General features: G+C 66.1%; 17 protein-coding genes. 1 reads left to right on the top strand and 16 read right to left on the bottom strand.

The window, feature by feature from the left end; all coding sequences use genetic code 11:
• Window positions 1-12: 12 nt before the first annotated feature.
• The 6 genes from QQK48_RS18150 to QQK48_RS18125 form a co-directional block, all read right to left on the bottom strand.
• Window positions 13-477 (bottom strand): hypothetical protein, encoded by a 465-nt coding sequence (locus tag QQK48_RS18150; protein WP_284329505.1) that lies wholly within the window; start codon window positions 475-477, stop codon window positions 13-15.
• Window positions 478-713: 236 nt separating this feature from the next.
• Window positions 714-1,646, bottom strand: coding sequence for a hypothetical protein (locus QQK48_RS18145; protein WP_284329578.1), 933 nt, complete (start codon window positions 1,644-1,646; stop codon window positions 714-716).
• Window positions 1,647-1,664: 18 nt separating this feature from the next.
• A complete protein-coding gene (locus tag QQK48_RS18140) occupies window positions 1,665-1,859 on the bottom strand; it encodes a hypothetical protein (RefSeq protein ID WP_284329577.1) in 195 nt (64 codons plus the stop codon).
• 5 nt (window positions 1,860-1,864) lie between these two features.
• Window positions 1,865-2,113, bottom strand: coding sequence for a hypothetical protein (locus QQK48_RS18135; protein WP_284329507.1), 249 nt, complete (start codon window positions 2,111-2,113; stop codon window positions 1,865-1,867).
• A gap of 255 nt (window positions 2,114-2,368) precedes the next feature.
• Window positions 2,369-3,694 carry a ParB/RepB/Spo0J family partition protein gene (locus QQK48_RS18130; protein WP_284329508.1) on the bottom strand — a complete coding sequence of 442 codons (1,326 nt, stop codon included), beginning with the start codon at window positions 3,692-3,694 and terminating at the stop codon, window positions 2,369-2,371.
• An 886-nt stretch (window positions 3,695-4,580) separates the two neighbouring features.
• Window positions 4,581-4,997: a hypothetical protein gene (locus tag QQK48_RS18125; protein WP_284329509.1), complete on the bottom strand. Its 417-nt coding sequence runs from the start codon at window positions 4,995-4,997 to the stop codon at window positions 4,581-4,583.
• A gap of 653 nt (window positions 4,998-5,650) precedes the next feature.
• Between QQK48_RS18125 and QQK48_RS18120 the strand changes: the two genes are divergently transcribed.
• The gene (locus tag QQK48_RS18120) at window positions 5,651-6,382 is read left to right on the top strand and encodes a homing endonuclease associated repeat-containing protein (RefSeq protein ID WP_284329552.1); all 732 of its coding nucleotides are present in this window, start codon (window positions 5,651-5,653) and stop codon (window positions 6,380-6,382) included.
• A 375-nt stretch (window positions 6,383-6,757) separates the two neighbouring features.
• Here QQK48_RS18120 and QQK48_RS18115 read toward each other — a convergent pair whose 3' ends face one another.
• The 10 genes from QQK48_RS18115 to QQK48_RS18070 form a co-directional block, all read right to left on the bottom strand.
• A complete protein-coding gene (locus QQK48_RS18115) occupies window positions 6,758-6,886 on the bottom strand; it encodes a hypothetical protein (protein ID WP_284329512.1) in 129 nt (42 codons plus the stop codon).
• Entirely contained in the window at window positions 6,876-7,280 is a 405-nt protein-coding gene (locus QQK48_RS18110; RefSeq protein ID WP_284329513.1) for a hypothetical protein, read from the bottom strand. The genes QQK48_RS18115 and QQK48_RS18110 overlap by 11 nt, the downstream gene beginning before the upstream one ends.
• Window positions 7,281-7,291: 11 nt before the next feature.
• Complete coding sequence (locus QQK48_RS18105; protein ID WP_284329576.1) at window positions 7,292-7,879, bottom strand: hypothetical protein; 588 nt, start codon at window positions 7,877-7,879, stop codon at window positions 7,292-7,294.
• A complete protein-coding gene (locus tag QQK48_RS18100; protein WP_284329575.1) occupies window positions 7,876-8,205 on the bottom strand; it encodes a hypothetical protein in 330 nt (109 codons plus the stop codon). The genes QQK48_RS18105 and QQK48_RS18100 overlap by 4 nt, the downstream gene beginning before the upstream one ends.
• Window positions 8,165-8,770, bottom strand: a complete 606-nt coding sequence (locus tag QQK48_RS18095; RefSeq protein ID WP_284329574.1) for a ParA family protein — start codon at window positions 8,768-8,770, stop codon at window positions 8,165-8,167. The genes QQK48_RS18100 and QQK48_RS18095 overlap by 41 nt, the downstream gene beginning before the upstream one ends.
• Before the next feature lie 209 nt (window positions 8,771-8,979).
• Entirely contained in the window at window positions 8,980-9,381 is a 402-nt protein-coding gene (locus QQK48_RS18090; RefSeq protein ID WP_284329516.1) for a single-stranded DNA-binding protein, read from the bottom strand.
• 134 nt (window positions 9,382-9,515) lie between these two features.
• On the bottom strand, window positions 9,516-9,965 hold the full coding sequence (locus QQK48_RS18085) for a hypothetical protein (RefSeq protein ID WP_284329573.1): 450 nt from the start codon (window positions 9,963-9,965) through the stop codon (window positions 9,516-9,518).
• Window positions 9,966-10,167: 202 nt separating this feature from the next.
• A complete protein-coding gene (locus tag QQK48_RS18080) occupies window positions 10,168-10,944 on the bottom strand; it encodes an HTH domain-containing protein (protein WP_284329572.1) in 777 nt (258 codons plus the stop codon).
• 209 nt (window positions 10,945-11,153) lie between these two features.
• Entirely contained in the window at window positions 11,154-11,546 is a 393-nt protein-coding gene (locus QQK48_RS18075) for a hypothetical protein (RefSeq protein ID WP_284329571.1), read from the bottom strand.
• 339 nt (window positions 11,547-11,885) lie between these two features.
• Window positions 11,886-12,102: hypothetical protein (locus QQK48_RS18070; protein WP_284329570.1), on the bottom strand; the 217-nt coding region annotated here is incomplete at its 5' end.

The raw sequence follows: 12,102 nt of genomic DNA, 5'->3' as shown, positions 1-12,102 counted from the left end.
GCCGCGCGGGGTTTAGGAGCGGCGGCCGCGTGCGGAGACGATGCGCTTGGGGCCGAGTGCCTGGTATCCCTCGTCGGTGAGTTCCCAGGGGGCTTCGTCGTAGCCGGGAAGTTCGCGGATGCTGGCGGCTTCGATGACGTTGAGGTAGGTCGCGGCGAGCGTGGTGTCCCAGCCGTCGATTTCGCATGCCTGGTAGCGGTAGCAGGCGATGAGGGACAGAATCACGACGGGGGGCAGCACGTCGGTGTCGAGCATGCGGAACGTGTAGGCGGGCGGGTTGACGGCGTCGCGGTAGCGGTGGTTTACGGATGCGTGAACGGCGTCGGTGAGGGCTTGGCCGATGAGGTCGGCGTTTGCGTGGCGCACGTCGAGCGCGATGCCGCCGTGGTGGACATAGAGAGGCCCGTGGGTGCGGTTCTTCACGCCCGCGGTCACGAGGGCGTCGATGTGGGTCTTAGCGACGATGAAGGCGCTCATGGGTGGTTCCTTTCTCACCCGGTGCGGCCCGCGCGCGGTGTGCGTGACGGTTGGTCACCGCATCGGCTGATAGGGGACCAGATGCCCTCGGAGCGCGAAAGCAGCAACCCCGAAGGGGCCAACCGGGAGGAAGGTTCACCAGGGAGCGCAGCGACCGCAGGGAACCTCGCCGGACCGGTCAGGCCGGCAGCGCAGGCGACGGTTGTGCGCAGCGCGCAGAGGGCAAGAATGGTCCCTCAGCCGATGCTTGAACACCCCACACTGTCGCGGCCGCGCAGCGGACGCGTCGACGAGCGCGCAGCGCTCCCCACCCGCCTGTCGGGTGGGCCACCAGCCGCAGGCTGGTGCACGCGTGAGGGATCGTCACCCGAAGGGCCAAGACCCGCCCATCCGAAGCGCCGTGCGCGCACGGATGGAGCCAGCGGGGCTTGGGTCGCGAAGCGACTAGAGCCCGACCCCGCCAGGGGCACGCCCACCAGGTCCTCGCTGTCTCCTTCTTCGTCGTCGTCCAGGTCGTCGAAGTTGGGCTCTTCGTGCCGGTCGAGAACGATCTCCTTCACGACTTCTGGGTCGCCAAAATTCATCAGGGTCATGCCGAGGAAGTCCTCATGCGAGGGAAGGAAAACGTGGTCGATCACTTCGGCGAGGTAGGGAATGCCTGGCGTGTCGTGTTCGTAAAAGGCTCGCCGCGACAGGGCTGAAATGTGGCGTGTGATGGGGTACACCAGGTCGTAGAGCGCGAGAGTGGTCGCCGTCGAACCTTTCAGATACGAGCCTCGAACACCGTCGAGCCAGCCTGAAAGTATCGACTGAATCTCGTCGTCCTCGCTCGTGTAGATCACGTTCGGCACCTGGTCGTAGATCCAGATCATGAACTCGTCAGGTCTGCTCAAGGCTGGCGCGCGGTCGCAAAGCGCAGTCCATTGGGTGTGGGGGTCGGGTTTGACTTCACCGCTGGCGAGCGTGTCCATATAGGCGTAGCGCCCTCCCCCACCCGCATATGCGGTCAGGAACTCGACGGCGTCGCCGTGAAAGGTGCCGGGGTCAATGGACGGCCACTGGTCGCCGTTGCCAGCGGCGAGGTCGCGGACGGCTGCGTACAGCCTGCGCGACGCCGTGGTTGTAGCCCCTAACGGGCCGAAACTCGCCGTCGCGAAGTCGCCCGTCAAGGAGGATCGCGACTTTCCCTAGTCGCTCGAAGCCTGATGTAAAGGTGTGGAGGCCAAGGTTGAGGGGGCTTTGACGTCCGAAACGCTCCCTATCCAAATGTCCGCCTTCGTGGGTGCTTGCGCGAGGTGGCGCAGCCCGGTGATGGTGAGTTCGGTCGCGAGCCGAGTCTCGGCGAGCAGCGGGTCCCAGACGAGGGAGGAGGAGCCGGTCATGGTCGCTATCGCCGTTCGTCGAGGGCCGTGAAGTAATGGTTCTCGGCCGCGTCATTAATGGGGGCGAGTTGGTCAAGTTCCCATGCGCGCCCCTTTGGGGCGCCGCCTGTAGACACGTCGGTCTTGATGGCTTCGCGGACGGCGTGCGTGACGCCTCGGATGAGGCGTGCGCGCTCGTCGAAGGGCAGGCCGGCAGCGGTGCGGCGGACGTCGGAGATGATGCGGTCCACGTCGGGTGACTGGTGAATAGCCATGAGTTGAACCTAGAGGTTAGATGCGTTCACCAACAGGCGTCGCGCACAGAAAGGCGTGCGGCTTTCGCGGTTAGAGGTGGCAGTCGAAGTCGACGTCGTCGACGGTCGCGCCGCGAGGCGCGTTGGCCGGGGCCGGCTCGATGCCGGTCTGGTCAAGGCTGCGCGCTGTGGTGGGTCATGCGCGCAAGGTACCCACGCGGCCCGAGTCGTTTGCCGGGGTCGCGGGCCGGGTGTTCCGGCCCGCGACCGTGGTGGCTAGTCGGTGGTGTAGGTCTGGGTGGCGGTGTGGTCGCCGTTGTTGTGGGTGGTGACGTAGTGGGCTTCGGGCGGGGTGAGGGTGTAGCCGAGGTCTGCCAGGAGCGTGAGGTGTGCGGCGAAGCCGGTGCGGTTCTCGCGCCACACGGTCTTGGACACGCGGTCCTCGTGGCGGGCGATGGTGGCCAGGAGGTGGGTCCGCAGGGTCGCTCCGTCGTTGACGGTGGCCTTGGCGTGGGCTTCTGCGCCGGGCCATGCGCCGTTCTTGACGGCGGCGACGATGCGGACGGCTTCGCGCACGTGCTCTTCGCTGTAGGGGGTGGCGATGTTGAGGGCCAGGAGCGTGGGGATGTGCTTCTTGGGGATGGTGGTGCGGGGGTGAAGCGACTCGGTGAGCCAGGCGCGACGGACACCGTTGGCGGTGTCCCATGCCTTGTTGTTGGCGATCACGCGGCGTCGCTCGGCCTTGTCGTCCTCAGACACCTCGACGGTCTCGGCCTTGGGGTCGTGGGCGCGAGTCTTGGTGCACCAGTGCTGGACGACGGCCTCGCCGTCGTTGGTGACGGTGGGGTAGATGCCGTAGCAGGGCTGGCCGTGGTGCTGGGCGATTTCCTCGTCGGACTTGAGGTGCTTGGACTTACCGTCCCAGCCGGAGGGCCGTTCGGTGATGATGGTCACGCCGGTGTCGGCGGCGATCTTCTCGGCCTGGGCGACGGCTTCGGCCTTCGCGATTGCCTCGCGGGCCTTCCTGAGCACCCAGTCGGGGTTCTGGCCGTCCTCGACCGCGGCGAGGGTGGTGGCGTACAGGTCGGCGTCCTTGGATTCGAGGTCGGCAAGGGCGAGGGCCTGATCGAGCGAGATTTCTCCGGCATGGAGGTAGGCGCGGGTGTCCTCGGGTGCGGCGTGGGCGGCGGCGAGGTTCTTGATGGTGTCGCGCTTGGCGCCGAGTCCCTTGGCGATCGCGGCGGCGGTTGCGCCGGTGTCGAGCATGCCCTGGATGCCGCGTGCGAGTTCGGCATCGGTGAAGCCTGCACGCTGGGTGTTCTCGTGGACCATTGCGGCCGCGATGGTGGCGGCGTCCGCGTCGGGCACGATGTTGACGAGGATTTCGGTAAGCCCGGCGTCGGTGGCGGAGGCGTGGCGGCGGTGTCCGGCGATGATGGTGTAGCCGCCTTCGGGGTCGGGGGTGACGACGAGGGGCTGGATGATTCCGCGGTCCTTGATGGATGCGGTGAGGGTGTCGCGGTTGCCGAGGTCGTAGCGCGGGTTTGCGGGGTTCGGGTGAACCTCGTTGAGCGCGACGGTGGCAAGCGTCATGGCGTGCATGGGTGGTTCCTTTCTCACCCGGTGCGGCCCGCGCGCGGTGTGCGTGACGGTTGGTCACCGCATCGGCTGATAGGGGACCAGATGCCCTCGGAGCGCGAAAGCAGCAACCCCGAAGGGGCCCACCGGGAGGAAGATTCACGGCCGAGCGCAGCGGGGAAAGGAATCTCGCCGGACCGGTCAGGCCGGCAGCGCAGGCGACGGTTGTGCGCAGCGCGCAGAGGGCAAGAATGGTCCCTCAGCCGATGCTTGAACACCCCACACTGTCGCGGCCGCGCAGCGGACGCGTCCACGAGCGCGCAGCGCTCCCCACCAGGCTTGTCTGGTGGGCCACCAGCCGCAGGCTGGGGTATGCGTGAGGGATCGTGACCCGAAGGGCCAAGACCCGCCCATCCGAAGCGCCGCGCGCGCACGGATGGAAACAGCGGGGCTTGGGTCGCAAAGCGACTAGAGCCCGACCCGAAGGGGCACGCCCACCAGGTCGGGCTCTAGCCACGGCACTCCATCCTGGTGAACTTCAAAGACAGAACGTATTGGCAGGCACTGACCGTGATGATGGCCAGAAGACCCGGGGATGCCGTTGGACGCCCGCAGGGCGTCCGGTCGGCGGGAGGGTGACTGCGCGACCGCTTGCGGTCGCTCCTTTTGGTAGCGCGCTCGCCGGCTAGCGCCGGCGGCGCGGGGGTGGGTGGGGCGTGTGCCCCCTGCCCTCTTGTGGACGGCCTGAGGCACGCAAGGGGCTCCACCCGCCCACAAGTGGACAGCGGGACTCTGGGTGACGGTTGTACCCCGCCGACACACACCGGCTCGCAAGCAGGCGGCTGCGCGGCGGTGCCACGTCGACCGGGCACAACCTCTCTGCCGGAGGGCGGGGGGAACGCCGGGGTCGCTACTTCTCGATAGTCGACGCGCCGTCGTTCACAAGGAACTCGCCGATGACAGTCTTCCCGTCCTCGTCATACAGCGGGATCGAGAACACTTTGTCCGCCACGTCGTTGGCACGCGCAGCATCCTCAGGGCTGGACACCTTTACAGGCTCGAGGTCTGCTGATTTGACGAACCCGAGGGTTCCGTCTTCACCCCAGGCCTGAATGAACTCGGGCTCCTTCTCGTCGAGGATGACTTCTCCGAGCCGGGTGTCGTCGTTGCTGACAGTGGGCTGGTGAGTTTCAGCGACAGGAGCCGCGCCAGGCGGCGCAGAGGTACCTAGACCTGAGACGCCAAGTGCAACGCCGATTCCCACTCCACCGACGAGGCCGACCCCGGCGATGAGAATCATTTGAGGAGAGAGCGAGATGTGTCGCATTTTCATCACCTTCACCAAATCACAATCGGGCTTCGGGCCGATTGGTGTGAACGATAGTCACCGCTGTAGTACGCGTACCCAAAGCCGGACCCGCGGTACTCTCCCGACCCACAATCCTTCGCCACGGTTCGCGAAATGATTGTGACGCTCTGTGTTGTAAGGACCCGGCTCGCCGAGCCACAAAGGGCGTTGCCGCGCCAGAGGCGAGCCGACGCCCCCTGCCACCCCGCGGGAGCCGTAGGCGACGACGACACGGTGAGTCCGCCTGATGGCTTCGTGCCATTGCTGTTAGCGGAAGGTCGGGCCTTGTAGTCGTATGCGCCGACGTTCCACACCGTTTCCCAGGCCCCGTACACCACGGCCGCGGTTGCCGCAGTGCCTGTCATGCCGACGAGAATTCCCGCCATGACCGAAATGGCGGCCACTCTCAATTTGGCCGAGTTCGCCGGCTTGGCCGTTTGTGTCATCATGTCCCCCCAGATTGGACTAGATCCCCAACACATGCGCGATGCCCCTTTGCACGCATTTGCAACCTAAGCCCGCACATTCGTGCTGTCAATAGATGCCACACACTCCGCGGTGGCAGCGTTGCCGGACGGTACTTGGTTGGGGGCAGGCGTGGCCCGTCGACATCGTCGTGTCGTCCCGCCACCATGAGGGCCATGCTGACGTTCCAGTACACCGATCGGGATGCTCGCTCGAGATCTCTTGATGCGCTGGCGCGCGCTTGTCGCGTGCTGGAAGCGCAGCCGGGGATCACCATGAAGGCTCTCGCCCGGCATGCGAGGACCGACGTCGAGACGCTGGCGAGGGTGTTGGGTCCGGATTTGGTGGCGTTTGCTCGTCACAGCGCGCACACACCCGCGCCTGAGCGGCGCAAGACACGGGCGTGGACTGACGCGCAGGCGCGTGAAGCGCTGCGTAAGGCGGCGGTGGTTCTTGATGGTGATGTGCGTGAGGCCCGCTATCGAAATCTCGCGACGCGGCCGGGTGCCTCTGCCCCGTCGAGCCAGACGATCATTCGACGTTTCGGCTCATGGAATGCCGCGCTCGAGTCCGCGGGAGTGGGCACTGTGCAGCCTCTACGTAGGCATGACAAGTGGACGCTGGAGTTGTGCGCCGATGTGGTGGCGGAGTTCATCGCTGAGACGGGGTCGACGTCGGGCTCGCAGTATCGGGAGTGGGCTGCGGGGCGCGAGGATTGTCCCTCTGTCGCGACGATCGAGAAGGTGGGGTTGTGGCACGAGGTTGTGAACCGGGCTTTGCCGATGCTCGTGGTGCCTGATCTGCACGCGCAGTATGTGGCACGGTTGCGGGCCGAGCATGCGAGCCGGAGGCGTGCGATCTCGAGTCGTTCGTGGCGGACGGCGCGGAGAAAGGCCTGAGGCCGCCGGAGCCAGAAAGGAATTGGTGTCGGCGGCCTCAGGTGAGTGACCGGTGTGGTGGCGACCAAACCACCATGCCGGCACGGTGCCCTGTGCGGGAGTCGAACCCGCGGCGTCAGGAAAGGGGGCTAACCCGACGCGCCGGCTCCTGGGGGGAGCCTCAGGGCTTGCGATCATCTTGCACGATCGGCGTAGGTGTTGCCAGAGCGGCGTAGCGCGTCCGCGGGCGTGCCATTTGAGAAGTCTGGGGCGGCGCCGGTCATGGGCAGGCGGGCGTGGTCGTGGGCGTGAGACTTGACCTCATCGCCGAGTTCATTCCACCGGTCCCGTCCGACGAGCACGACGTCGCACGTGGCACCGCGGGCGGCCACGAAACTACGCGCTGCCTCGAGGTAGTTGTCGCGGTAGGCGAGAAGGTCCGCTTCCCACAGGCTCGGCCATGCGGGTCAGCGCCCGGTAGGCCGCGTTGGTCTGCTCCTCGGTGGCGTTCTCGTCAAACGTCACGGCCTCGAGGCTCGTCGACCTGCTCGGAGTAGAGGTCAGTAAGCCCGAAGATCTCAAACTCCTCTTCCTCGTCGAATGCGATCTGGACTGGCTCGGTGCGGTACGGCAGGAGGGTGCCGGGCTCGGCGCCCGCGGTGGAGTTCACGATGTTGCGCACGTAGTCGGCTTCCCACGAGCCGGAGCGTCCTGCAAGCAGGTCCTCCACTCCCCCGATGTTCGCGGCCACCGTCGTCAAGACGTGGCACGCGATCTCGGCGAAGTCGACGGGCTCGACCTTCTCGTGCTCGGTGCCTGCGCCCCTGACACGGGTCTGACGGGCCGCGGCCGTGAGCGCGGTGATCGCCGCTTCCACGGGATTGGCGGACTCCGTGGGGCCGCTATCGGTGTTGACCATACGTGTGGCTCCTAGGTGCGGTCGACGTGCTTTGCGAGCACCGTAGCGGCGAGGGCTGACCTCGACGGGGCGCCGACCTTGTCGGCGATCGCGTCGAGGTAGTCGCGCTGCGCAACGGTGAGGCGGAACTGACGCTGGATGCCGGAGCCGGATCGCTTGACCTTGACAGCCCGGGGCATCTGTCCAGGGACGAGGCTCGGCGCGGTCGTACCTGCGAAGTGCTCGGTGAGGCTCTCGACGTCGACGGCGTCGAATGCTTCCACCAGGAGGTCGGCGTAGGTCGTGTCGCGTTCCTTGCGGATCGCGGTCAGCCGCTCGAGGAGGTCGGGCTCGAGGTAGATACCGACGTTCACGATCGTCTCGTTGTCGACGCTCTGGGAGACGGGTGTGGCCGCCTTCTTGGGTGTTGTAGCGGGCTTAGCCTGCTTGGGCTCGGCGCTCGGCTTCACGGGCACCGGTTCCGACGGTGCGGGTGTGGCTGCATCCGCCGGCTGAGGGGCCTTGGGCGTCAGGAGACCCGAGAGAGCCTGGCCGCGGTCCTTGCCTGAGAATGCGCCTTCGAGGCTGGCACGCTGGGGGGCTTGGCGTTCGGGGCTCATGCGGGGATCTCCTTGCTTTCGAGCTCAGCGATGCGCTTGAGCAGTTCGCGGGTGAAGTCTTGGTAGTCGTTGGCGAGGCTGGTGGCGTTGCTGACGAACAGTCCTTCGCCGGGCTTCTCGCCTGCGCGCAGCGCTGCGAGGCGTGCGCTGCGGTCCTCCGAGACGGCGTCCTCGAGTTCGTGGACGAGACGGCCGTGACGGCGGGCGTCGACGGCCGCGGATTCGAGGTGCCGGATAGGCGTGTCGAAGATGGGAGCGGCGGCACCAACGACCTGGGCGATGGTGTCACGCACTGATCGCTCGAGGCGGCGGGAGCGTGATCCCATGCCGAACAGCAGCACTCCGGCGAGCCTCAAGGTCGGGGTTGGTGTCGCGTGCGGCAATGAACCGCTCAGCGACTCGCTCGAGGCCGTCAATGCTGGCGTCGTCCGACCTGGTCGGGATGACCACCGCGGCGGCACAGCCGAACGCGGCCTCGACGAGCATCTTCTCCCCCGGCGGGGTGTCGATCAGGATGAGGTCGTAGTTACCCGCGATGGACGCGAGCGACTGGTTGAGGTTCTTGGACAGACCCGGCTCGCCGCGCATCGCGCGGGACATTGCCATGGCGGTGAGGTCGGCGATGTCTGGCCCGCCGGGGACCACGTCAAGCCCTCCACGCACGTCCTTAACGATCGGTGGCGTGGCCCCGGCCATGAGTGCCATCAGGAGGTCGTTGCCACTCCCCCGCTCCATGCCGAGGTCGCGAGCCACGTTGCCCTGGGGATCCAGGTCCACGAGCAGAACCCTCAGCCCGGACGCCGCGGCGAGGCCCGCCACGTTGCAGGCAACGGACGTCTTACCGACGCCACCCTTGCCCTGAGCAACAACCACACTGCGTGCAATAGCCATAACCATTCCTCCTGTGTGAAACCACACTAGTAGCCGTATGTGAGAGCGTGCGTTGCGCCACGCCCTGTCTAACGTTTACTACCGTACCATAGTTCACACGTTACGCCATGCCATAACGCTAGCCATACGTCATAGATGGGGAAACGTAGAGCCGAACGTGTGGCGTCACGTCGGTCTGCCTATGTGGATGCACCTGTGGCGTCACGCGTTCACACGGGCGTGACGTCATAGGTGTCATGATCCACGAGTTCGTCTCGGCCGGCGCCGAACATGGCTGGCCCGATGGCGAGGTTGTGTCCCGCGGCGGTGGCGTGGAGGCGGTGCCGCGTGCGCTGTGTCCCGGAGGCGGGGGAGGGGCTGCCCACTGAGCCAAAGACCAACAGGGGCTCTCCAACGCGCACGGACTGTGCAAGGTGGAACGCGAGGCTGTCGTAGGCGTTGACGGTGAACCACTCGGCTGGTGCAGGCGTCCATCCGTCGTCGCTAGCGTTCTTGATGCGGGGTGTCACGACGAGGTCGAAGGTCACGGTGTCGTCGTCGAGGACGGGCGCGGTGGCGACCCAGCCCATGATTGGGAAGGTTCCCTCGGTGGGGACGGTGAAGGTGTTCATTGTGGTGGAATCCGTTCCATGAAGTGCCGTTGGCATCCGTGCCGTGGCGAAAGATTGTGCACTTTCACGGTAGGGATCGGGGTGTTACGGGTGTTAACCGGTGTGACATGACTCGCAGGCGATTCCAGGGCAAATCAGACATACGGCGAGCCCGTAGGGACGTATGTCCTAACGCTTGGGCACTCACGACCGGGCTCCTTTGAACGCGCCAGCCGCGCGCAGGCGAGGTAGTAGTCGCGGCCGTAGCCCGCGGGGGCTGTTGCCCGTTCGTGGAGGAGCTGGATCCGTTCGTGCTCGCGCTGTGCGGCGCGCTCGGCGGCCGCGTTGCGCCGACGGTGTTCGGCTGCGCGTCGACGAGCGCCAGGTGACGCCAGGGGAGTGCCGTGGCTATCGCGCCAGGGGTCGAATACTCGAGCGATCCATGCGGTGCCGTGCACGATGCCGTAGAGCCCTGAGTGTGGGCGGGCTTCGTTCCTGGGAGTCCAGTCGAGCATGTGAACGATGTCGGTGGCGTCGTAGCCGGCGTCGACGAACTCACGAATCGCGGCCCGCAGCGCTTTGAACGTCAGCCCTTTGACGCGCATCAACTCAGGTCGCAGTTGGGTGACCTCGAGCGCGACCTTGTCACGGCTTGTCCGGGACAATCTCCTGGGCCCAAGCCGAACTGTGCGCGTGTATCTAGGGTGATTGGCACGTGACCAGCGGCCGAATAGGCCGCTCGGAATAGATTCTGGGCCGCGAAGCGGCTCCATCATGCTTGAAACCTCGTGCGCGCGTGCGTGGGTTTTACCTACTCCTGGTGGCCAGGAGGGGGTGACAACCTTCTCCACAACCGACCGCATGAACTGTGTGAAAGTGCGGCGAGCGGTGCACGGCCGCGTGCGCAGGCTTCGAGGGGTCGCGGGGCACCACCAGGAGGTAGACGACGCGCAAAGCGCCCTCGTCAGAGCCTCCGTAGCCTGCTGAACGGCCCGCAGACAGGGCCATGACGAAACCGGCCGCCTCAAGGGCGCGTAGGTAGCGTGTGACGGTCCTTCCGCTGACGCCGAGGCGGCGTGCGAGATAGGCGTGGCCGGGGCTTGTGGTGCCCGTACGGTCACGTTCTGACGCTGCGAGGGCTCTGGCCGGCTCGAGGACCATGTCGCGCTTGGAGCGGCCCTTCCTGGACGTCTGAGAGGCATCGAGGCTGTCGATGAAGGCTGACTCTTCGAGCGCCTCGATCCACCCGGCGCGGGTCGCGGGCCTGGTGAGGTCGTCCTCGAGCGTCACTGCGCGGCTCACGGCGGCCTCGTGGCCACGGTCGGAGGCTTTGAGGCCCCGGATGGGGCGGGAGCGGTGATAGGAGCGTGCTGCGCGGCGTTTGAGGACGCGCCAGCGGGCTTGCTGTGCGTCGTTGCACAGATGCCACGCAGGAAGGCTGGGAGCGGCTTGTGGGGCCGTGGTCGCGGCCGCGGGTGCCGGCTGTCCGAGGGAGCGGGCGATCGCGTATTGGATCGCGGCCGCGTGAGAGCGCACCGGGAGCGCGGCGAGGGCCGCTAGCGGGTCCGCTTGAGCGGTCGCCAAGGAGGGCAGAGGGTCGTCGAGGACACGCCACAAAGTGCGTGAAGATGCAGGTAGATCACCTGTTTTTGGGTGTGTTCGACTAAACCCCGTGTGGGGGCCTACTATGGGACTACTCCTAACTAACCGTTAGAAAAGGCTCGCTCCTCCAGTCGCCAAACATCGGGAGCGGGCTTTTCGCTTTCCCGGGGGCTGTTACCCGCCGGTCGACCTCACCTTGAGTTGGAGGTCACTGGGCTCATAGGGTCGCCACCACGCACGCACGGTGCAGGTAGGGCTATCCATAGGGGCACCCTAGGGGCGGCAAACTCTCCCACGCCGTAGGCGCGACGCGAGAAGTTGTCATTTGCCACTAGGACGCCTGGCAGCCGTAATACTCGACCTTGACCTGAGTCTCGTTCGCCTGCGTCACCACCGTCTTGGTGTTCCCAAGGCTGGTAGTAGTTCGCCTGGCTGATGAGCGTGTCCCTGTTGTCGGCAGTGATCGACTTGAGGAACGAGCACGCCCCGCTGCCAGGGTTGTCCTTGATGCGCGCACGCACGTCCGAGGCAATGGCGCAACCCTTTCCACTTCCCGTGGGGCTGCCATCGGCAAGGCGCCACATGGACTCTCCGTCGCACTTGGACCAGGACATCACGGGGTCTTTGGGCGCGGGGGAGTGGTCTCCGCGGGCTTGGGCTTGGGCTCCGTGGTCTTCTCTGGCGTCGACGAGCCAGACGAGCCTCGACGAGCCAGAGGAAGATGAGCCCTTGGAGCCTGCTCGACGAGCCAGAAGATGATCCAGGCGCGGAACTCGAGGACTTAGACGATCCAGACGAACTTGAGGAACCGCCTGGCGAGGCCGCGGCGGCCTTGCCGTCGTCGGTAGACGAGCCGGCCTCCTCGGCCTCAGCCTTGGCCTTTTCGTCTTTCCAGGCCTGGTGAGACTTCGACAGCGCCGCGGTCAGCGGTGCGAACCGTCGATCGCGGCTTCGAGGTCCTTGGTATGCGCGGAGATCTCCGTAGCATCCGCATCATCAGAGAGCGCATCGGCGATCGTGTCGCCTGCGCTGAGATGCTTGGTGACAGCAGTGACAGTCGCAGGCTTCTTGACGTCCTCGCCTACGTCCTTGACCAGCGTGCGAGCCTTCTCGCTTGCCTCATCCCACTGGGAGACGACG

This window comes from Demequina litorisediminis (assembly GCF_030161615.1).
In the GTDB taxonomy this organism is placed as follows: domain Bacteria; phylum Actinomycetota; class Actinomycetes; order Actinomycetales; family Demequinaceae; genus Demequina; species Demequina litorisediminis.
This window is presented reverse-complemented; position numbering and strand designations above follow the sequence as displayed.

What these genes read in the sequence shown, in the direction of transcription:
- QQK48_RS18095 (WP_284329574.1), bottom strand. Translation starts at nt 8,770, where the DNA reads ATGGCTATTGCACGCAGTGTGGTTGTTGCTCAGGGCAAGGGTGGCGTC.
- QQK48_RS18100 (WP_284329575.1), bottom strand. Translation starts at nt 8,205, where the DNA reads ATGGGATCACGCTCCCGCCGCCTCGAGCGATCAGTGCGTGACACCATC.
- QQK48_RS18120 (WP_284329552.1), top strand. Translation starts at nt 5,651, where the DNA reads ATGAGGGCCATGCTGACGTTCCAGTACACCGATCGGGATGCTCGCTCG.
- QQK48_RS18125 (WP_284329509.1), bottom strand. Translation starts at nt 4,997, where the DNA reads ATGCGACACATCTCGCTCTCTCCTCAAATGATTCTCATCGCCGGGGTC.
- QQK48_RS18085 (WP_284329573.1), bottom strand. Translation starts at nt 9,965, where the DNA reads ATGCGCGTCAAAGGGCTGACGTTCAAAGCGCTGCGGGCCGCGATTCGT.
- QQK48_RS18135 (WP_284329507.1), bottom strand. Translation starts at nt 2,113, where the DNA reads ATGGCTATTCACCAGTCACCCGACGTGGACCGCATCATCTCCGACGTC.
- QQK48_RS18110 (WP_284329513.1), bottom strand. Translation starts at nt 7,280, where the DNA reads ATGGTCAACACCGATAGCGGCCCCACGGAGTCCGCCAATCCCGTGGAA.
- QQK48_RS18140 (WP_284329577.1), bottom strand. Translation starts at nt 1,859, where the DNA reads ATGACCGGCTCCTCCTCCCTCGTCTGGGACCCGCTGCTCGCCGAGACT.
- QQK48_RS18130 (WP_284329508.1), bottom strand. Translation starts at nt 3,694, where the DNA reads ATGCACGCCATGACGCTTGCCACCGTCGCGCTCAACGAGGTTCACCCG.
- QQK48_RS18105 (WP_284329576.1), bottom strand. Translation starts at nt 7,879, where the DNA reads ATGAGCCCCGAACGCCAAGCCCCCCAGCGTGCCAGCCTCGAAGGCGCA.
- QQK48_RS18090 (WP_284329516.1), bottom strand. Translation starts at nt 9,381, where the DNA reads ATGAACACCTTCACCGTCCCCACCGAGGGAACCTTCCCAATCATGGGC.
- QQK48_RS18150 (WP_284329505.1), bottom strand. Translation starts at nt 477, where the DNA reads ATGAGCGCCTTCATCGTCGCTAAGACCCACATCGACGCCCTCGTGACC.
- QQK48_RS18075 (WP_284329571.1), bottom strand. Translation starts at nt 11,546, where the DNA reads ATGTGGCGCCTTGCCGATGGCAGCCCCACGGGAAGTGGAAAGGGTTGC.